At 64.3% G+C, this 18918-nt stretch carries 17 protein-coding genes; 7 read left to right on the top strand and 10 right to left on the bottom strand.

Annotated features, from left to right (window positions below; all coding sequences use genetic code 11):
* Positions 1–29: 29 nt before the first annotated feature.
* The 3 genes from G3T16_RS09350 to G3T16_RS09340 all read left to right on the top strand — a co-directional run bounded on the left by G3T16_RS09350 (position 30) and on the right by G3T16_RS09340 (position 4661).
* Positions 30–1214, top strand: coding sequence for an SIR2 family protein (locus tag G3T16_RS09350; RefSeq protein WP_163494909.1), 1185 nt, complete (start codon positions 30–32; stop codon positions 1212–1214).
* On the top strand, positions 1211–3415 hold the full coding sequence (locus G3T16_RS09345) for a hypothetical protein (RefSeq protein WP_163494907.1): 2205 nt from the start codon (positions 1211–1213) through the stop codon (positions 3413–3415). Before G3T16_RS09350 ends, G3T16_RS09345 begins: the two co-directional genes overlap by 4 nt.
* Positions 3416–3491: 76 nt before the next feature.
* Positions 3492–4661 (top strand): TRAP transporter substrate-binding protein, encoded by a 1170-nt coding sequence (locus G3T16_RS09340; RefSeq protein ID WP_163494905.1) that lies wholly within the window; start codon positions 3492–3494, stop codon positions 4659–4661.
* 29 nt (positions 4662–4690) lie between these two features.
* Here G3T16_RS09340 and G3T16_RS09335 read toward each other — a convergent pair whose 3' ends face one another.
* The 3 genes from G3T16_RS09335 to G3T16_RS09325 are packed head-to-tail and all read right to left on the bottom strand — an operon-like array spanning position 4691 to position 6999.
* Positions 4691–5083, bottom strand: a complete 393-nt coding sequence (locus tag G3T16_RS09335; RefSeq protein ID WP_163494903.1) for an acyl-CoA thioesterase — start codon at positions 5081–5083, stop codon at positions 4691–4693.
* 40 nt (positions 5084–5123) lie between these two features.
* On the bottom strand, positions 5124–6488 hold the full coding sequence (locus G3T16_RS09330; RefSeq protein WP_163494901.1) for a TRAP transporter large permease: 1365 nt from the start codon (positions 6486–6488) through the stop codon (positions 5124–5126).
* A 16-nt stretch (positions 6489–6504) separates the two neighbouring features.
* Positions 6505–6999 (bottom strand): TRAP transporter small permease subunit, encoded by a 495-nt coding sequence (locus G3T16_RS09325; RefSeq protein ID WP_232059327.1) that lies wholly within the window; start codon positions 6997–6999, stop codon positions 6505–6507.
* Positions 7000–7102: 103 nt separating this feature from the next.
* On the opposite strand from G3T16_RS09325, the gene yaaA reads away from it, so the two are divergent.
* Complete coding sequence (gene yaaA / locus G3T16_RS09320; protein ID WP_163494900.1) at positions 7103–7882, top strand: peroxide stress protein YaaA; 780 nt, start codon at positions 7103–7105, stop codon at positions 7880–7882.
* Between the two features lie 260 nt (positions 7883–8142).
* On the opposite strand, the gene G3T16_RS09315 is transcribed toward yaaA, so the two are convergent.
* Genes G3T16_RS09315 through G3T16_RS09305 form a run of 3 tightly spaced genes read right to left on the bottom strand, consistent with a single transcriptional unit; the run spans position 8143 to position 10847 of the window.
* Positions 8143–9309: a GNAT family N-acetyltransferase gene (locus G3T16_RS09315; protein ID WP_163494898.1), complete on the bottom strand. Its 1167-nt coding sequence runs from the start codon at positions 9307–9309 to the stop codon at positions 8143–8145.
* 6 nt (positions 9310–9315) lie between these two features.
* On the bottom strand, positions 9316–10188 hold the full coding sequence (ubiA, locus tag G3T16_RS09310; protein ID WP_163494896.1) for a 4-hydroxybenzoate octaprenyltransferase: 873 nt from the start codon (positions 10186–10188) through the stop codon (positions 9316–9318).
* A 32-nt stretch (positions 10189–10220) separates the two neighbouring features.
* Entirely contained in the window at positions 10221–10847 is a 627-nt protein-coding gene (locus tag G3T16_RS09305) for a chorismate--pyruvate lyase family protein (protein WP_163494894.1), read from the bottom strand.
* A 230-nt stretch (positions 10848–11077) separates the two neighbouring features.
* Here G3T16_RS09305 and G3T16_RS09300 point away from each other — a divergent pair, with 230 nt between their 5' ends.
* Together G3T16_RS09300 and G3T16_RS09295 are read left to right on the top strand one after the other, a co-directional pair.
* Positions 11078–12448, top strand: coding sequence for an FAD-dependent oxidoreductase (locus tag G3T16_RS09300; RefSeq protein WP_163494892.1), 1371 nt, complete (start codon positions 11078–11080; stop codon positions 12446–12448).
* Positions 12445–13017 carry a DUF1415 domain-containing protein gene (locus G3T16_RS09295; RefSeq protein ID WP_332102889.1) on the top strand — a complete coding sequence of 191 codons (573 nt, stop codon included), beginning with the start codon at positions 12445–12447 and terminating at the stop codon, positions 13015–13017. The genes G3T16_RS09300 and G3T16_RS09295 overlap by 4 nt, the downstream gene beginning before the upstream one ends.
* 26 nt (positions 13018–13043) lie before the next feature.
* On the opposite strand, the gene recG is transcribed toward G3T16_RS09295, so the two are convergent.
* Complete coding sequence (gene recG / locus G3T16_RS09290) at positions 13044–15104, bottom strand: ATP-dependent DNA helicase RecG (RefSeq protein WP_232059361.1); 2061 nt, start codon at positions 15102–15104, stop codon at positions 13044–13046.
* 12 nt (positions 15105–15116) lie between these two features.
* On the bottom strand, positions 15117–15278 hold the full coding sequence (locus G3T16_RS09285) for a hypothetical protein (protein WP_163494888.1): 162 nt from the start codon (positions 15276–15278) through the stop codon (positions 15117–15119).
* A 127-nt stretch (positions 15279–15405) separates the two neighbouring features.
* Between G3T16_RS09285 and G3T16_RS09280 the strand changes: the two genes are divergently transcribed.
* The gene (locus tag G3T16_RS09280) at positions 15406–16347 is read left to right on the top strand and encodes a Rossmann-fold NAD(P)-binding domain-containing protein (protein ID WP_163494886.1); all 942 of its coding nucleotides are present in this window, start codon (positions 15406–15408) and stop codon (positions 16345–16347) included.
* Between the two features lie 11 nt (positions 16348–16358).
* On the opposite strand, the gene G3T16_RS09275 is transcribed toward G3T16_RS09280, so the two are convergent.
* A complete protein-coding gene (locus G3T16_RS09275) occupies positions 16359–16742 on the bottom strand; it encodes a Rid family detoxifying hydrolase (protein WP_163494884.1) in 384 nt (127 codons plus the stop codon).
* Positions 16739–18895 carry a bifunctional GTP diphosphokinase/guanosine-3',5'-bis pyrophosphate 3'-pyrophosphohydrolase gene (gene spoT, locus G3T16_RS09270; protein ID WP_163494882.1) on the bottom strand — a complete coding sequence of 719 codons (2157 nt, stop codon included), beginning with the start codon at positions 18893–18895 and terminating at the stop codon, positions 16739–16741. The genes G3T16_RS09275 and spoT overlap by 4 nt, the downstream gene beginning before the upstream one ends.
* Positions 18896–18918: the final 23 nt, after the last annotated feature.

Here is an 18918-nt window from a genome sequence, read left to right as displayed (position 1 = left end):
GCCAGTGTAGTGTGGGGAGCAATTAGCTGATGCCGGTTTTCGTCACTGATGGACCGGATATCCCGGAGCATCTGCTGCAGGCGCAGGAAGAGGGCCGGCTGGTTTTTTTCTGCGGTCCGGGTGTGGCAGTGCCGGCCGGGCTGCCGGATACCCGCGGCCTGATCAACAAGCTCTACAGGACGCTGGACACCACTCGTACCCCGGTCGAACAGCAGGCTTTCAGGAACCGGCAATTCGATGCGGTACTGGAGCTCCTGGAGCGTCGCCACCCGGGCCAGCGCCACGCGGTGCGCGAGGCGTTGGCGGCGGTGCTGAAACCCCGCTGGCGCAAGCGGGGCGCGACCGACACCCATCGGGCATTGCTGCAACTGGCGACGGACCGCGAAGGCACCACCCGCCTGGTCACCAGCAATGTCGACCATGTATTCCGGCGGGTGATAGCTCGCGACAAGCTCGCTGTGCCCGAGCTGGTGGCGCCCCAGTTGCCGCTGCCCAGACCGGACCGGTGGCACGGACTGGTCTACCTGCATGGCCTGCTGGAGCAGCAGGAGACACAATTCAACCGCCTGGTGCTCAGCAGTGGCGATTTCGGCCTGGCCTACCTGGGTGAGCGCTGGGCGGCACGCTTCGTGTCGGAATTGCTGCGCCATTTTACGGTGTGTTTCATCGGCTACGAGCTGCATGATCCGCTGCTGCGCTACCTGATGGATGCGCTGGCCGCAGATGAGGCGCCGGCGGCGCAGCGATCCGGCGCCTGGGTGCTGGCCAGCTACCGCGAAGGTACCCGCGAGCGGGTTGAACTGGAATGGCAGTCGCGCGGTTTTGCGCCGCTGTTGTATCCGTTGCCGCGCGGCCGTCGCCGCCATGAGGCCCTGTACGGCACCCTGCAGGCGTGGGCGGCCAGCTACCGTGATGGTGTGCGTTCGCGGCGGATGGTTATCGCACAACACGCTGTAGCACCCCCACTGACAGCCTCCCGTGCCGACCATGCGGTGGGCAGGGTTCTGTGGGCCCTGGGTGATGGTGAGGCCGCCAGGCACTTCGCCGACTTGAATCCGGTACCGCCGTTGGCCTGGCTCGAGCCGCTGTCGGCTGCCTTGTTTGAAGCCCGCGACCTGCCCGGCCGCGGGCCGGGGTCCCGGTTGACGACGCGGGTCCGCAGCGTTTCAGCTTGCTGCACCGTCCCGCGGCGGCCGCGTTGGGTCCCAGGATGAGCCTGCTGCTGGAAGGCCGGCGCGATGCGGATTGGGATGAGGTGATGCTGCAGCTGGGCCGCTGGCTGACGCGGCATCTTGGCGACCCGGTCTTGCCGGCCTGGGTCGCGGGCAGGAGTACAGGGCTGCACCCGCACTTTGCGGACCTGCTTCGTGAACGCCTGGCGGAACTTGAGCAGCTACTGGCCGATGGCAGCCAGCAACAACTGGAGCGCATTGTGGCAGCCGCGCCGCGGGCCATTCCCGGGCCCTTCGAGCGCTGTCTGTGGCGGTTGTTGCTGGCCGGTCGTCTGCCGGAAGTAGCCCAGGAGACCCGGTTGCTGGACTGCCTGGCTCAGATCAGGCGCGATGGGGCCGGTGCGTCCACGCGGATGCTGCTGCGCGACCTGCTCAGGCCCTGTGTGGCGCCGGCGGGGATGACTGGCGAAACGGGTCCGCAGCCAGGCTGGGTCGACCGGCCGGGGCGGCAATCCTGGATGCTGGTACTGGCAGGCGGTGACCCGGCCGCGGCAATCCTGCGTGCGCAGCGCGACGATCCCGCCTGGCAGCAGCAGTTGCCGGATCTGTTGCCCGAGTTTAACGCGCTGTTGCAGGATGCCCGGGCACTGGCCGGGGAACTGGCGGCTGCCCAGGCTGCAGCCGAGGAGCTTCAATCGCGGGACAATGGCATTCTCGTTGAGGAACAGCGCTCACCAGCACTACAGGTTTTGAAGGAACTGGCCCGCGACGCCTGGCTGGCCACCGTCGAGTCAGACCCCGAGAGGGCCGGGCAGGTGGCCGCTGATCAGCAGGAATTGCTGGTGGCGGCAGCGGAGGAGCCCCCGGCCCGCGCCGTCTCCCCCGCTCCCGGGAGTCGTCGGGAACTGGTGGCCTGGCTCAGGGAGAATCCGGGCTCCGAGGACGGTGCGGATGACGACTGGCTGTTGCGTTGCAGGGCGGATTTCCTGATTTCGGCCTACGCGCTGTATGCGCTGGCCCAGGAGGGCATCTGGCCCACACCTCGGTGGCGCGATGGCTTGCGGATATGGGCGGAAGAGGAGTTCCTCGGCCGCTCGTGGCGTTATGTGGCACCGGTACTGAACGATGCGCCCGACACCGTATTGCAGGCCCTGGCCGGCCACCTCGGCCCCTGGTTGCGGGCCACTGCCCGCTCGCTGGATGGCCACGAGGCGATCTTCACTGGGTTGTGTCACCGTATCCTGCTGCAGGATTATCCCCCGCCAGTGAGGCCCGATAGCGATCAGGCAGACACCGTGGACCCGGTGAGCCAGGCAGCCCGGCACCCGGTCGGGTTGGTGACCCTGGCTCTGCTGGACTGGTGGTATACCACCGGGCCGGTTGATGGTGCGGGCCTGCCGGATTTGCTGGAGCCGGTGTTCACAGCACTGTGTATGGACCAGAGTGAGGCCTTGCGTCACGGCCGGGTCCTGCTGGCAGCTCATGCCGTGGCGCTGTACCGCGCGGCGCCCGTCTGGGCCGAGGCGCAGCTGTTGCCGCTGTTGCGCTGGCAGCAGCCGACCCTCGAAGCGGCCCTCGCCTGGCAGGGCTTTCTGCAGGCGCCGCGGGTGTACCGGCCACTGTTGCCTGTTATCGGCAGCGCCCTGTTGGACACCGCGGCGCATTACCGGGAATTGGGCAAGGCTGGTGAACAGTATGCTGCCTTCCTGACTCTGGTGGCGCTGGAACGCGATGGTGCCGTACCCGGTACGGAACTGGCCACAGCGCTGGCCCAGCTGCCGGTGGAGGGGTTGAGGCAGTCCGCCCGGACCCTCGCCGGGGCGCTTGCGGGTGCCGGTGAGCAGCGCGCTGAGTACTGGCGTCATCGGGTGCAGCCCTGCCTTCGCGAGCTGTGGCCACCGCTGCGCCCGGAGCAGCTGCCCGAGCTGGCCGACAGTCTTGCCGAGCTCTGCACCGAGGCGGGAAGCTGTTTTCCTGAGGCCCTGCAGCAGCTGCGACCCTGGCTGCAGGCGGTGCGCTTCCCCGACCATTTACTGCAACAGCTGCAGGCGGCGGGTCTGTGCCGACAGTTTCCCCGGGACAGTCTGGAGCTGATGGCAGCGGTTATTGACGATCGCGACCGCTTCGGCCCGGACCAATTGCAACAGTGTCTGGAAGCAATCCGGCAGGCAAATCCGGAGCTGGCCAGTGATCACCGATTCGTTCACCTGTGGGGACTGACCGACAGCCGCGGTGTCGCCTGATGGTCGGGGCGGCTGTCACCGGCAGCAAGGGCACGGTAAACTGGGACATCGTTGTGCAAGGATAAATAAAATCATCATGGATTCGCCAGCTTCTGAAACACGCCATCGCTATTATCCCCTGATCATCCTGCTGTTGCTGGCAGCGCTGGTGACCGTGGTGGGCCTGTGGGCCGCCGAGCGCGCCGGCGGCATTGGCCTGTTGGCGGGGCGTGACGGTATTCAGGCCGGCAGCGGGAATCAGGCCCGCTACCGCTGGAAGATTGTCACTACCTGGCCCAAGAATCTGCCCGGCCTGGGTTCTGGCGCGGAAAATTTTGCCCGCATGGTCGAGGAGATGAGCGGGGGCCGGCTTACGGCACGAGTCTACGGCGCCGGTGAAATGGTTCCCGCCTTCGAGGTGTTCGATGCCGTGCGGCAGGGCGTAGCCGATGCCGGTCACGGTGCGTCGTACTACTGGAAAGGCAAGATTCCGTCCTCGGTATTCTTTACCGCCATTCCCTTCGGCATGACCGCCCAGGAGATCAATGCCTGGCTGCACTACGGCGGTGGCCTGGAGCTGTGGCGGGAAGCCTATGCGCCGTCCAACGTGATACCGATGGCGGGTGGCAATTCCGGGGTGCAGATGGCGGGCTGGTTCCGTGAAGAAATCAACTCATTGCAGGATCTGCAGGGACTGAAAATGCGCATCCCCGGCCTCGCCGGGGACGTATTCTCGGCGGCGGGCGGCACCCCCGTGCGAATTCCCGGCGGCGAGGTATATACCTCCCTGCAGACTGGTGTCATCGACGCGGCGGAGTGGGTCGGGCCCTACAATGACCTGGCCCTGGGCCTGCATGAAGCGGCGAAATACTATTATTACCCGGGCTGGCACGAACCTGGCGCGATGCTGGAACTGATTGTCAACAAGGATTCCTTCGATGCACTGCCGCCAGACTTGCAGGCCATAGCAACCTATGCGGCCCGCGCCGCCAACCAGGACATGCTGGATGAGTTCACTGCCCGCAACAATGCGGCGCTGCAGGAGCTGGTGGAGCAGCACGGGGTCCAGCTGCGGCAACTGCCGGACGATGTGCTGCAGGCGCTGTACCATGCCAGCGAGCAGACGATGCGCGAACTGGTCGCCAGCGATCCGATGGCGGCGAAGGTGTACGCCTCTTTCAAGGAGTTCTATCAGGGTGTGCGCGCATACCACCACATTTCGGAACAGGCCTATATCAATGTCCGCGACAAGGTGCTGGAGGACTAGTACCCCGTCAAAATGATATTGCCGGGCTGCTAGCGATTGATCGTCCGGGTACGGCCCTTTTCGTCGATGGCGACATACACGAATTCGCCCTCGGTGACCTTGATGGGTTCGCCATCGTGCTTGGAATTGATCCATACCTCTACCACGATGCGGACCGAGCTGCGGCCGATCTCCAGCACGTCGGAGTAGCAGGTCACCACTGCGCCCACATGTACCGGGGTAAGAAACGCCATACCTTCAATCGCCACGGTAGCCACCCTTCCGCCAGCCACATCGGCCGCGGTAATGGCGCCGGCCATGTCCATCTGCGACAGTAACCAGCCGCCAAAGATATCGCCGCTGGCATTGGTATCGCGGGGCATGGCGACGGTTTGCAGTGACAACTCGCCCTGGGGGATCGGAGCAGAATCAATATCGTTCATGTCGGGCCTGATTGTTGGTCTGGTTGTTGGAATGCATTATTCACTGCTTCAGCAGGGCGGGTAGCCATGTTGCGAGGGCGGGCCATATCCACAGTGCGGCCAGCACCAGCAACTGAATAAGTATAAAGGGAATCACCCCCCGGTAGATAGCGCTGGTCGGCAGCGATGGCGGGGCTACGCCGCGCAGGTAAAACAGCGCGAAGCCGAAGGGCGGCGTGAGAAAGGAGGTCTGCAGGTTCAGCGCAATCATGATGCCCAGCCAGACCGGGTCCAGCCCCATGGCCAGCAGTATGGGCCCGACAATCGGCACCACCACAAAGGTGATTTCGATGAAATCGAGGATGAAGCCAAGCAGGAAAATCACCAGCATCACCACCAGTGTTGCCCCCAGTACGCCCCCGGGCATCTGCTGGAACAGGTGTTGTATCAGTTCCTCCCCGCCGAAACCGCGGAACACCAGGGAAAACACGGCGGCTCCAATCAGGATCATGAACACCATGCAGGTGATTTTCAGCGTATCCTGCAAGGCATCGCGCAGTCGCTGCAGAGGCAATTCCCGTTTTGCCAGAGCCAGCAACAGGGCGCCCACGGCGCCGACACCGGCGGCCTCGGTAGGGGTGGCGGCGCCGAGCAGGATGGAGCCCAGCACCACCGCGATCAATATCAGCGGCGGCAGCAGGGAGCCCAGCACCTCCGGCAATGTCACTGAGCCGGTTTCGACATTGGGTGCCAACTCTGGCCGCAGGCGGGCCAATGACAGCACATAGCCCAGGTACAGCAGCACCAGCAACAGACCCGGCAGCAGTGCTCCAATGAACAGGTCGCCCACTGATACTGTCTTGGGGTTGAAGATGCCAACACTCAGCTGTGCCTGCTGATAGGCATTGGACAGTACATCCCCCAGCAATACCAGCGCGATGGAGGGTGGGATGATCTGGCCCAGTGTACCGGTGGCGCAGATCGTGCCCGCGGCCAGGGAGGGGCTGTAGCCGCCCTTGAGCATGCTGGGCAGGGACAGCAGTCCCATCGTCACGACGGTGGCGCCGACGATCCCGGTGCTGGCGGCCAGCAGCATGCCCACCAGAATTACCCCGATTCCGAGGCCGCCCTGCAGGGAACCGAAACAGCGGGACATGGTACCGAGAAGCTGTTCCGCGATGCGGGATTTTTCCAGTACCACCCCCATCAGCACAAACAGCGGCACCGCAATCAGGGTATCGTTACTGATGGTGCCGAAGATGCGTGCCGGCAGGGCCGCCAGGAAGGCCGGGTCGAAATTGCCGGCGATGATTCCGACCGCGGCAAACGCCAGCGAGGTGCCCGCCAATGTGAAGGCCACCGGATAGCCCATCATCAGCAGCAGACAGATGGCCGCGAACAGCCACAGCGCGACAAAATCCCCCATCAGCGTTTCCCGTTCATCAGGATGACAAGATTGCGCAGGATTTCCGCCACCCCTGCAGCAGCAGGTTCAGGGCCAGCAGGGGCAGCAGCGTCTTCAGCAGGAATACCGCTGGAATGCCGCCGGGTTCGGGCGAGGTCTCGCGTATCAGCCACGACGCCGCGACGTAGTCCCAGCTTATCAGCAGAATGAACATGCCCAGCGGCAGCAGAAACAACACTCCGCCCAGGCAGTTGACCCAGGCCTGACCCCGTGGCCCCAGCTCACGGTAGAAAATGTCGACGCGGACATGGCCATCGTGTTTCAGGGTATAGGCGGCGCCCAGCATGAACAGGCAGCCGTGCAGGTAGGTCACCGTTTCCTGGGCCATGATGGAGCCGGTATTGAAACCGTAGCGCAGGACCACCACCGCCGCCGTCAGCAGCGCCATGGCCAGCACCAGCCAGGTCAGCAGACGACCGCAGACTTCCGTGAAGCTGTCAATGTAGCGAACAGTGAGATGCAGCAGTGGCATTGATTATTGGTCTTTTTGATCAAACCCGTGCAGGGTATCATAGCCGGGCCAGGCAGGTGAAAGCCCGAGACTGGCCCGCTTACGCCAATCACGGACATATCGCATGCTGACTCTTGTTTCGCCGGCCAAGACGCTGGACTTTGACACTGCCCCCGGCACTCGCAAGTCGACCCAGCCGGCCTTTCTCGAGCAATCCGCCAGCCTGGTCGCGGACGCCCGCCGATTGAGTCCGGAGGACATACGTGAGTTGATGGGGGTCAGCGAGACTATCGCCAACCTCAACTACCAGCGCTTCCAGAATTGGACGACCCCCTTCAACCTGGACAACGCCAAGCAGGCGATCCTGGCCTTCAGGGGCGACGTCTACAGCGGCCTGGATGCGGACACCCTGAACAGCGGACAACTGGGCTTTGCCCAGCGTCACCTGCGGATCCTGTCCGGTCTCTACGGCCTGCTGCGACCGCTGGACCTGATCCAGCCCTACCGGCTGGAGATGGGGCTTAAATTCGCCAACAGCGGCGGCGCCAACCTGTACCAGTTCTGGGGTGACCGCATCACCCGGGCGCTGAACGGCCAGCTGGGCCGCAGCGGCAGCCGGGTGCTGGTCAATCTGGCCTCGAACGAGTACTTCAAGGCGGTGCAGCCGCGGGCCGTGGACGGCGAGATCATCACCCCGGTGTTCAAGGATCTGAAGAACGGCGCCTACAAGGTCATCAGCTTTTATGCCAAGAAGGCCCGTGGGCAGATGGCCCGCTATATCGTCGAGCAGGAGCTGAACGATGTCGACGGCCTGCTGGAGTTCAGCGCCGGTGGCTATCGCTACAACAAGAAGGAGTCGGGTCCGCGCGAGCCGGTGTTCACACGCAAGGCGCCGCTGGCCTAGCCCGAATGGCACTTACTTAAGGGCTTTGGGACTTCGTAGCCCGGTCGGCATCCTGGGAGGGCACTTTCTAGACACGCCGTGCCCAAAGCACTCGCTGCGCTCATGGGGCAGGCTCTAAACCCCTCCCTGGGGGCTCGGATGCCTAGGCGGCCCCGCGCATCCATGTCGCATACGGTCTCGAAAGTGCCCTCCCAGGACGCCGACCTTCCTCCGGAGTGAGCTAAAGTAAGTGCCATTGGGCCTAGCCCGGCTTACACGGTTCAGGGTCCGCGGCGGAAGGGTAGCAGGGTGGTTGCCTCGTTCAGGTAGGCCTCGTTGTGGGGCTGCTCCCGGCGGGTGAAGTCGGATACCGCGGCGGCCAGTTGCGGGTCCGCGATCCAGTGGCTGGAGCAGGTGGCCACCGGACGGAAGCCGCGCTGGATCTTGTGTTCGCCCTGGGCGCCGGGATCAAAGCGCTGCAGGCCTTCGGCAATGCAGTATTCGATACCCTGGTAGTAACAGGCTTCGAAGTGCAGGCAGTCGAATTCCTCGATGCAGCCCCAGTAGCGGCCGTACAGGGTGTCGCCAGAGCGAAAATACAGCGCCGCCGCCACCGCCCGTGCGCCCTGCTCCGCCAGCACCATGATCACCTGCTCGCCCAGCGTGGGCGCCGTTTCCGTGAAGAACTCCCGCGTCAGGTAGCCGCCGTGGCCGCTGCGTTTGGCATAGGTGAGCTGGTAGAAATGATGGAACTGGTGCCAGTGTTCGGGGCTGATCTGGGCACCGCGCAGGGTGCGCAGACTCAGGCCCTGTTGCCGAACCCGGTCCCGCTCCCGGCGCAGGTTCTTGCGCTTGCGGCTGGCGAAACCGGCGAGGAAATCGTCGAAACTGCGATACCCCTCATTGAACCAGTGGAACTGTGTGCCAAGGCGCCGGGGCAGGCCGCGTTGCAGCAGCAGCTCCGAGACACCGGCTTCGGGAAACAGCAGGTGCCAGGAGGACAGATCGCGCTGTTGCGCAAATTGCCTGATAGCGGCCAGGGCGTAGTCCCAGGCCGCGACAGGGTCCAGTCCGTCAGCCACTGCCAGCCGCGGGCCGGTCGCGGGGGTGAACGGTATCGCGGAAACCAGCTTTGGATAATAGGACAGGCCACAGCGCTGCCAGGCCTCGGCCCAGGACCAGTCGAATACATACTCGCCGTAGGAATGCGATTTCAGGTACAGCGGCAGCACCGCCACCAGGCTGTCGCCCTGATGCAGCAGCAAATGACAGGGCTGCCAGCCGGTCGCGGCGGTGGTGCAGTGGCTCTGCTCCAGTCCCAGCAGGAATTCATGGCGCAGGAAGGGGTAGTCAAGGCCGGTGAGGCGATTCCAGTCCGAGGCCTTGACCGCCGCCAGGGAGGGGATGAATTCCGCCGTGGGAATGTCGGCGCCGCGCAGCTCATTCATGGGCATTCAGGCGCCTGGCGTGGTGGCGTAGTGGAGGGCAATACCGAGAAAAATCACCAGTCCGACCCAGTTGTTGTGGCGGAAGGCCCGGAAACAGGCCTCACGCTCGCGGTTGCGCGTCAGATACTGGTGGTAGCCGAACAGCAGCGCCACCACAACCAGGCTCAGAAAATAATACAGGCCCAGCTCAAAGCGCAATCCGGCCAGCGCCAGCGCCAGCAGGCACAGCAACTGCAGCACCGCCAGGATGGCGCGGTCGGCCTCACCGAACAGGATCGCGGTGGACTTGATGCCGATCTTGATATCGTCCTCCCGGTCCACCATCGCGTACTGGGTGTCGAACACCATGGTCCACAGCAGATTGGCGCAGTACAGCAGCCACAGGGCGGCCGGCAGTTCCCCCAGCTGGGCCGCGAAGGCCATTGGTATGGCCCAGGAAAAGGCCGCCCCCAACACCAGCTGGGGCCAGTAGGTGTAACGCTTCATGAAGGGGTAGCTGGCCGCCAGCAACAGGCCGATCACCGATAGCAGAATGGTCAGGGTATTGGTTAGCAGCACCAGCCCGAAGGACAGCAGGCACAGTACCACGAACAACACCCGCGCCTCCCGCACACTGGCACGGCCCGTGACCAGCGGCCGCTCCCGGGTGCGCAACACGCTGCCATCGAGGTGGCGGTCGGCGAGGTCATTGACGATGCAACCGGCGGAGCGCATCAGGAAGGTGCCGGCGACAAAAATAAGCAGCAATGGCCAGTCCGGTACGCCGTCAGCGGCTATCCAGAGTGCCCACAGGGTGGGCCACAACAACAGCAGGGTACCAATCGGTTTGTCGAAGCGGACAAGTTGCAGCAGGGCGACAGTTTTGGGGCTTTGGAGCATAGTGCGAGGATCTGGTGAACGAAGGGGGCAGCTTACTGCTTTGCGGGCACAATTGCAGCGCTAACCGTGCCGCGCCGGCTGCGATGCACGGGCAGCGGTGCCGACCAGGGCTGGAAATGCTGCAGAAAGACTTCACTCACCAGCAGCCGCTTGCCGCCGATATCAAAGCAGGAGCGGCGTCCCCAGGCACTGTCACGCTGCCGGACGGCAGGCGCGAGATAGGCGCTGTTCCCGGCGACCCGCGCCAACTCGAAGGGGCTGCGCTGCATTTGCGGATGGCGAAACAGAATCGCGCCCAGCGAGCGGTTGTGCAGCTTGCGCAGATGCCCCAGCGAGCCGCTGAGACTGCTGACCGGAAACAGGCTACGGGCGAATACCACCGGCCTGCCGTCCAGCTGTAGCAGCACCTCCCTGACCAGCACGCGCTGGCGCAATGGCAGCTCCAGCAGCTGCCGCTCAGAAGGCAAGGGTAGTTGCCAGCCCTGGTACAGGCGGCGCACGCTGAACACGCCCTGCTGCAGCGCAATCAGCCGCGCGGTGAGGGAGCCGTCGTCGAGCAGCCAGCGGCGGTGGTGCGGGGGCAGGCTGGCGGTGGAAAAACGGGCCGCGGGCCGCCAGTCCAGGTCGCGGGTGCCGGTCGCGGGTGGGTAGAGGGGCACAGGCAGTGTCTCCGGGATCGTCGGGGGAGCAGGATGCGGTATGGCCGGGCGGCATGCAAGGGTCCCGGGGTTGCTTGCGCTCACCCAGCATTTGATGCACGCAAAGCCCTTGCACATTTTTCATACAACTCTATAGTGTTGCGTCTCAAATTCTGCGGTTTCACACCCGTAGCGGCCCGGATGGCCGCGGCTGCGGGAATCTCCTGAACTGACTGAGAGCGAGTTTTGGCATGAAAAAATGGGAATGCATCGTCTGTGGCCTGATTTACGATGAAAAAGAAGGTTGGCCTGACGACGGCATAGCGCCCGGTACCAAGTGGGAGGACGTTCCCGAGGATTGGCTGTGTCCGGACTGTGGCGTGGGCAAGGAAGACTTCGAGCTGCTGGAGGAAGCGCCGGTGGATGAAACGCCCCACCACGATGAGCCTCAGGCGGACAAGGTGCATGCGCCCGTGGTGATCCTCGGTACCGGGCTGGCAGGTTACGGTGTGGCCCGGGAGTTTCGCAAGCACGACACCGAAACACCGCTGATCCTGATTACCTCCGATGACGGCCGTTCGTATTCCAAGCCGATGCTGTCCACCGGCTACACCAAGGATACCTCCGCCGATGATCTGGCGCAGCTGGATGCCGGCAGCATGGGGCAGCAGCTCAGGGCCAGCGTCTGGACCATGACCCGGGTCACCGAGATCGATACCGCCGCGCAGGTGATCAAGGTGGGCGATGCCCAGACCGCGATTCACTACAGCAAACTGGTACTGGCACTGGGTGCGCAGGTCATCCAGCCCCCGATCGGCGGTGATGGTGCCGAGCTGGTGTATTCTGTCAACAATCTGCTGGATTACGATGACTTCCGCACCGCGATGAAGAAGAACAACGTGCGCAAGGTCTGCATCATCGGTGGCGGCCTGATCGGTTGCGAATTCACCAACGACCTGCTCAATGGCGGCTTCGAGGTCGAGGTCGTGGACCCGCTGGGCCACTGCCTGCCGACCCTGCTGCCGGAAGCCGCCGGCAAGGCGGTACAGGCGGCGCTGGAAGAGAAAGGAGCCACCTTCCACTTCGGCCCGCTGGTCACCGAGGTGAATAAAGCAGAGCAGGGCGTGGTAGTCAGCCTCAACAACGGCGCGACGATTACCGCTGACCTGGTTGTGTCGGCGGTGGGGGTACGGCCCCGCATCGATCTCGCCAAGGCGTCGGGGATCGAAACCAACCGCGGCATTGTCACCAACCGCTTGCTGGAAACCAGTGCACCCAATGTCTATGCACTGGGCGACTGTGCCGAAGTGGACGGGCACGTGCTGGTGTATGTGGCGCCGCTGATGGCCGCGGCCCGGGCCCTGGGCCAGACCCTGGCCGGCGAGCCCACCCCGGTGGTCTATCCGCCGATGCCGGTGACGATCAAGACACCTGCCTGTCCGGTGGTGGTGGCGCCCGCCATGGGCGGCGTCGAAGGCGCCTGGCAGATCGAAGCCGATGGCCACAATGTGCGCGCTGAATTCCGCGATGCCGGTGGCATGCTGCTCGGCTTTGCGCTGACCGGCGAGGCCACCCGCGCGAAACTCGAGCTGCAGAAGGCCCTGCCGGCGATCCTGCCCTGAGTATCGTCGTTCCCGGTCCATGCCGGGCCGAACGCCAGCTACGAGCCTGGCTCGAAACCTGCGTCGTGGGCCTCAACCTGTGCCCCTTCGCCCGCCCCCTGCTGCAGGGGGCGGGCCTGCGCATTGCTGTCTGTGACGCGGACGACAGCGAGGCCGGGCTGCGCGTCATGCAGCAACAGCTGTTGCAGGAACTGGACCTGTTGCAGGCCACGGTGGAGCAGGACACAGCCACCACCCTGTTGGCCTTCAGTGCCGGCCTGGGCAATTTCGATGACTACCTGGACTTTCTCGATCAGGCCAACGAACTGCTGGTTGCCGCGGGTCTCGAAGGGGTCATCCAGCTGGCCAGCTTCCATCCCGACTACCTGTTCGCCGGCGAGCCGCCCGACGCCGCCAGCCACTACAGCAACCGCTCGCCGCTGCCGGTGATCCACCTGCTGCGGGAAGCGATGCTGGAGCGGGTGCTGGCCGATTATCCCAATCCCGAGACGATACCCGAGAACAATATTGCGAGGCTGAACAGCATCGGCCGTGCCGAGTTGGCGCGGCGCCTGGCCCTGTTACGCTGATTAAAAAGCGTACTCGTACATGCCGCTCAGACTCCGCCAAACTGCTGCCTGGTACCGGTCCAGCGCTGGATCAATTCATCGACCACGGCGGGATCGCCCTGCTGCAGGATAGCGGCGATCGCCTGCACCTGTTCCAGCAGGTGGTTGTGGGTGGGCAGCTCGGCGATGCGAAACGCCAGCAGGCCGGTCTGGCGGGTGCCCAGCACCTCCCCCGGACCCCGCAGTTCCAGATCCTTCTCGGCAATGTAAAAGCCGTCATTGCTTTCCCTCATGGCCGTCAGCCGCTGCCTGCCGCTGCGCGACAACGGTGACTGGTACAGCAGCAGGCAGTGGCTGGCGCCGCCGCCTCTGCCGACCCGGCCGCGCAGCTGGTGCAGTTGCGCCAGCCCCAACCGCTCCGGGTTCTCGATGATCATCAGGCTGGCGTTGGCCACATCCACGCCCACTTCGATCACCGTGGTTGCCACCAGCAAAGCCACTTCGCCGGCCTTGAACGCAGACATGACGGCGGCCTTCTCCACCGGTTTCATGCGCCCGTGCACCAGGCCTATCGACAGTTCGGGCAGGGCCTCCTGCAGCCGTTGCGCGGTGGCCTCCGCTGCCTGTGCCTGCAGTGCATCACTCTCTTCAATAAGGGTGCACACCCAGTAGGCCTGGCGCCCGCCGGTGCAGGCCTTGGCAACCCGGGCGACCACCTGTTCACGACGCTGGCTGTCGATCAGCAGCGTGGTTACCGGCTCTCGCCCGGGCGGCAGTTCATCGATCACAGAGCAATCCAGGTCCGCGTAGGCCACCATCGACAGGGTCCGGGGTATCGGGGTTGCGGTCAGTACCAGTTGGTGCGGGTGCCCGGCGATGCCGGCCTTCTGGCTCAATGCCAGGCGCTGGTGCACACCGAACTTGTGCTGCTCGTCGACGATGACCAGGCCCAGACGGTGAAAGGCCACATCCTCCTGGAACAGGGCGTGGGTGCCGATCACCATTGCCGCCTCACCGGATGCGATGCCGGCGGTTGCCGCTTTGCGGGCCTTGCCCTTCACCCTGCCGCTGAGCCATTCCAGTCCGATATCCAGAGCCTCGAACCAGGCGGCAAAATTGAGCCTGTGTTGTTCCGCGAGGATCTCCGTGGGTGCCATCAGTGCTACCTGGTAGCCGTTGGCAATGGCCTGCAAAGCGGCATGGGCCGCCACCAGAGTCTTGCCTGAACCGACATCTCCCTGGACCAGGCGCAGCATGGGCACCGGCCTTGCCAGGTCGGTGGCGATTTCCGCCATCACCCGCTGCTGGGCTCCGGTAGGCGTGAACGGCAGGCTGGCCAGCAGCGCGTGCTGCAAGGCCTGTGCCCTGTCCTGTCGCAGGGCCGGCGCCGTCCTGGTCTGTTGTCTCTCGCGCAGGCGCAGCAAGGACAAATTGTGTGCCACCAGCTCTTCCAGCGCCAGCCGCAGCTGGGCGGGGTGGGTACCGGCCAGCAATTGGGCCAGCGGCGCATCCGGTGGCGGTGCATGCAGATAGCGCAATGCCGCTGCCAGGCTGAAGTGCAGCCGGGTGCTCGCGGGCAGCAGATCAGGGGGTGCCGCGCGCTCCAGATACTGCAGCGCCTGGCTGCACAGTTTGCGCCACTGGTTCTGGCCGATGCCGTTGGTGGTGGGATAGACGGGAGTCAGGGTTTCAGCAACCGGCAAGGGCTCGTTCAGCGCGCGGTACTCTGGGTGAAATATCTCCATTCCCGCGCCGCCGCGCCGCACCTGGCCAAAGCAGCGCAGCCGGGTACCCGGTTGCAGCTGGTTCTTCTGCGCAGCGCTGAAATGAAAGAAGCGCAGGGTCAGGCTGCCGCTGCCGTCCTGGATTCTTGCCACCAGACTGCGGCGTCGCCCATAGACGATATCTGCCAGCCGGACCTCGCCCTCCACGGTCACTTCGGCCCCTTCCTGCAATGCCGCTATCGGCGTGATACGGGTGCGGTCCTGGTAGCGCAGCGGTAGGTGGAACAGCAGATCCTCGACCTGCCCGATGCCGTAGTCAGCCAGTTGCTGGGCCAGGCGGGGGCCGACACCGCGCAGGGCGGTGACCGGTATCGGGTCCAGCACGGCCAATGAGGGTCAGCCGCGCTGCAAGCGCAAGCGCGCCTTGCACAGAGCTGCCTGCCTGAGGCCGCGTACGGCGATATCTGCCTGCCGGCGTACCTGTAGCGCATGTAGCGCAGACCGCGCCGCAGATGACATCCCGGCAGGCCTGGTGCCGCGCTGGTGTACAATGTTCAAAGCTTGTCTCCCGAACTTCGGATAGCCGGTCCCCGGGTGAACCGGTTTGTCAGTTGTCATTCCAGGCGCCGGCTCGTCAGACCACCGGTGCGCGGGCTGCCCAGTGTAACCAGTCAGGTGAGAATTAATGAAGAGCAAAAGAGTGCTGATTGTCGGCTGTGGTGATCTCGGCACCAGGGCGGGCACCGGGCTGCTGACAGAGGGTGTCGACGTCATCGGCCTGCGCCGGGACTGCAGCGGGCTGCCGGCAGGGTTCGCGGGTCTGGCGGCTGACTATTGCCAGAAGGCGCCCCTGTCCGCGCTGGAGATGCTGGCGCCGGACTTTATCATCATGACGCTGAAACCCGCCGGCACGGGTGCAGCGGCCTATCGTCTCGGTTTTGGCCAGGCGATGCGGAATGTGCTGGACGGGCTGGGAGCGCACCGGCCCGCGGGTATCGTCATGGTCTCCAGTGTCCGGGTCTACGCCGAGCGCGAGGGCGGCTGGGTGGAGGAAGACAGTGAGCTGGCACAGGATGATCCCGCGGCACTGGCGATCATCGAGGCGGAACAGTTGCTGTTGGAGTCGTCTCACCCTTGCTGTGTGCTGCGCTGTGCGGGTATTTACGGCAACCCCGATGGAGCACTGCTGCGGCGCGTTGCCAGCGGCCGGCTCTGTGCACCCACCCCGCCGCGCTACAGCAATCGGATCCACCGCGATGATGTCGGTGCGCTGCTGACCCATTTGCTACGACAATGGGCGGCCGACCGTCCTGTCCCGCAAGTGATGATCGGGGGCGACGATGAGCCCGCGCCCCGTTTTGAGGTCGAGAGCTGGCTGGCGCGGCAGTTGCAGGCGCGGCAGGACGTACACGGTTCCCGGATACGCCTGTTGCAAGGCGGGGACGGCAGCCGCGCCGATTCGCCGGCGGCGGGGGATGGCCCGGTCGCTGCACAGCCCCGGGCACACAAGCGTTGCCGCAACGTGGCTCTGCAGCGCAGCGGCTTCCGGTTGCGCTACCCTGACTACCGCAGCGGTTATGCGGCGGTGCTGGCCGCGCGGGAGACCGGCGCTGGCGGGGCTGACTGAAGCCGTCCGGTTCAGACCGCGAGGATGGCCTCGACCTCGATCGCGACGCCCTTGGGCAGGGCCGCTACCTGGACACAGGCGCGGGCGGGATAGGGGGCACAGAGGAACTCGGCCATGACCTCATTGACGTCGGCGAAATCTCCCATGTCAGTCAGCGAGATGTTGATTTTGACCGCGTTGTCCAGGCCGCCCCCGGCGGCCTCGGCCACTGCCGCCAGATTTCTGAATACCTGCCTGGCCTGGGCCTGGATATCGCCGGTAATCAGCTCCATTGTGCCGGGCACCAGTGGAATCTGGCCCGAAAGCCAGACGGTGCTGCCGACTTTCACGGCCTGGGAGTAGGGCCCAATCGCCTCTGGGGCATTGGGAGTGGAAATAACAGCACGGTTGGTCAACGGCTTGCTCCTTGCTTGGGGCGCCGCAGGGGCGCTTCATTTTTGAGTCGCGAAACCCGGCGTACCGAACCCACGGTGCGCAGGCGCTTCATGATATCGGCCAGATGCACCCGGCTGCGGACCTGCAGTGACAGGTCGACGTAAGTGAACTGGTAGTCCTTGTCCTCGGTGGAGATCTTCTCGATGTTGACCCCTATGCTGTTGATACGGGTGGCCAGCACCGCAATCATGCCGCGCCGGTTTTCCACTTCGATCCGCAGCTCGGTCATGTATTCTCCCTGGACCTGCTCGTCCCAGCGCAGCGCGACCAGACGCTCGCGGTGCTCCCGCATCTCGGCCAGGTTCTTGCACCGTTCCCGGTGCACGACGACCCCCTTCTCGGAGCTCAGGTAGCCCTCTATCGGGTCGCCGGGGATGGGATGACAGCAACGCGCATAGGTGACCATGAAACCTTCGGTGCCGCGAATGGCCACCGGTTGCGAATCGCGGGACGGCGGTTCCAGCAGCCCCGCAGCCAGCTCACCGAGGATCTGCTGCGCCGTGATGGGCGGCAGGCGGTTGCCGCGGGCGATGTCTTCCAGCAGGTCGTCCAGCGCGGCGTAGTCGTGACGTTGCAAATAGTCCTGCAGTTGCTCTGCCGGCAGCTGTTCCAGGCCGCTGTCAAAGACCTGCAGGGCCTTGTCCAGCAGGCGTTTGCCGAGCGCAACGGAATCGTCGCGGGTCTGGTGCTTGAGATAGTGGCGGATATTGGTGCGCGCCTTGGCAGTGACCGCATAGTTGAACCAGGACGGGTTGGGACGGGCGCCGGGCGCGGTCAGGACTTCGACGGTCTGGCCGCTCTGCAGCGGCTCCGACAGTGGCGCGAGGCGCCGGTTGATGCGGCAGGCGACACAGCTGTTGCCGACATCGGTATGCACCGCGTAGGCGAAATCCACCGCCGTGGCACCCCGCGGCAGTTCCAGGATCCGGCCCTTGGGCGTAAAGACGTAAATCTCGTCGGGAAACAGGTCGATCTTGACGCTTTCGATGAATTCCAGCGAATTGCCCGCCCGCTGCTGCATCTCCAGCAGACCCTGTACCCACTCCCGGGCGCGGGCATGGCTGGCGTTGGCGGACTGGCCCTCGCTCTTGTACAGCCAGTGCGCGGCAATACCGTTGTTGGCCATCTCCTCCATTTCCCGGGTGCGGATCTGGATTTCGATCGGTACACCGTGCATGCCCTTGAGCACGGTGTGCAGGGACTGGTAGCCGTTGGCCTTGGGAATGGCGATGTAGTCGCTGAATTCACCCGGTACCGGCTTGTACAGGCTGTGAATGCAACCCAGCACCCGGTAGCAGGTATCGACCGAGTCGACGATGATACGAAAGGCGTAGATGTCCATGATCTCCGAGAAGGACTTCTTCTTGGATTTCATTTTGCTGTATATGCTGTAGAGGTGTTTTTCGCGGCCGATCACTTCGACCTCGTGACCTTCCTGTTCCAGCGTTGACTCGATCTGGTGCCGGATCTTGTCCACCAGTTCCTTGCGATTGCCGCCGCTGGATCGCATTGCGGCGGCAATGCGGCGGGCGCGCATCGGGTGCAGCGCGCTGAAGCCGAGGTCCTCGAATTCAATGCGCACTGCGTTCATGCCCAGCCGCATTGCGATCGGCGCGTAGATTTCCAGGGTTTCCCGGGCGATGCGCCGGGCCTTGTCCTGAGGCAGCACGCCCAGGGTGCGCATGTTGTGCAGCCGGTCTGCCAGCTTGACCAGAATGACGCGGATATCCCGGGCCATGGCCAGCGCCATTTTCTGGAAATTCTCGGCCTGTTTTTCCGCCAGCGAGCTGAATTCCATCTGGGTCAGCTTGCTGACACCATCGACCAGCTCGGCCACGGCGGGACCAAACTGGTTGCCGATGGCAAGCTTGTCGATACCGGTATCCTCGATCACGTCATGCAGCATCGCCGCAACCAGGCTCTGGTGATCCATGTGCATGTCCGCCAGAATCCCGGCCACGGCCAGCGGATGGGTCACATAGGGCTCGCCACTGCGCCGGATCTGGCCAAAATGGGCCTGCTCGGCGAAATAGTAGGCCCGCCGCACCTGCTGCGCCTGCTCCTGGTTGAGGTAGCTGCGCAGGGTGGAATCGAGGGCATCAATGGTTTGCATGGCAGGGCGACGAGAGCTTGTCA

The organism is Kineobactrum salinum (genome assembly GCF_010669285.1).
Lineage (GTDB): Bacteria > Pseudomonadota > Gammaproteobacteria > Pseudomonadales > Halieaceae > Kineobactrum > Kineobactrum salinum.
The sequence above is the reverse complement of the archived record's forward strand: the minus strand, read 5'-3'. Positions and strand labels throughout refer to the sequence as shown.

Bases quoted from the DNA above. Each gene is read 5' to 3' on its own strand.
- G3T16_RS09345 (WP_163494907.1), top strand. From the start codon at position 1,211: ATGAGCCTGCTGCTGGAAGGCCGGCGCGATGCGGATTGGGATGAGGTG.
- G3T16_RS09330 (WP_163494901.1), bottom strand. From the start codon at position 6,488: ATGGGGGATTTTGTCGCGCTGTGGCTGTTCGCGGCCATCTGTCTGCTG.
- yaaA (WP_163494900.1), top strand. From the start codon at position 7,103: ATGCTGACTCTTGTTTCGCCGGCCAAGACGCTGGACTTTGACACTGCC.
- G3T16_RS09325 (WP_232059327.1), bottom strand. From the start codon at position 6,999: ATGCCACTGCTGCATCTCACTGTTCGCTACATTGACAGCTTCACGGAA.
- G3T16_RS09335 (WP_163494903.1), bottom strand. From the start codon at position 5,083: ATGAACGATATTGATTCTGCTCCGATCCCCCAGGGCGAGTTGTCACTG.
- ubiA (WP_163494896.1), bottom strand. From the start codon at position 10,188: ATGCTCCAAAGCCCCAAAACTGTCGCCCTGCTGCAACTTGTCCGCTTC.
- G3T16_RS09350 (WP_163494909.1), top strand. From the start codon at position 30: ATGCCGGTTTTCGTCACTGATGGACCGGATATCCCGGAGCATCTGCTG.
- G3T16_RS09315 (WP_163494898.1), bottom strand. From the start codon at position 9,309: ATGAATGAGCTGCGCGGCGCCGACATTCCCACGGCGGAATTCATCCCC.
- G3T16_RS09280 (WP_163494886.1), top strand. From the start codon at position 15,406: ATGAAGAGCAAAAGAGTGCTGATTGTCGGCTGTGGTGATCTCGGCACC.
- spoT (WP_163494882.1), bottom strand. From the start codon at position 18,895: ATGCAAACCATTGATGCCCTCGATTCCACCCTGCGCAGCTACCTCAAC.
- G3T16_RS09340 (WP_163494905.1), top strand. From the start codon at position 3,492: ATGGATTCGCCAGCTTCTGAAACACGCCATCGCTATTATCCCCTGATC.
- G3T16_RS09300 (WP_163494892.1), top strand. From the start codon at position 11,078: ATGAAAAAATGGGAATGCATCGTCTGTGGCCTGATTTACGATGAAAAA.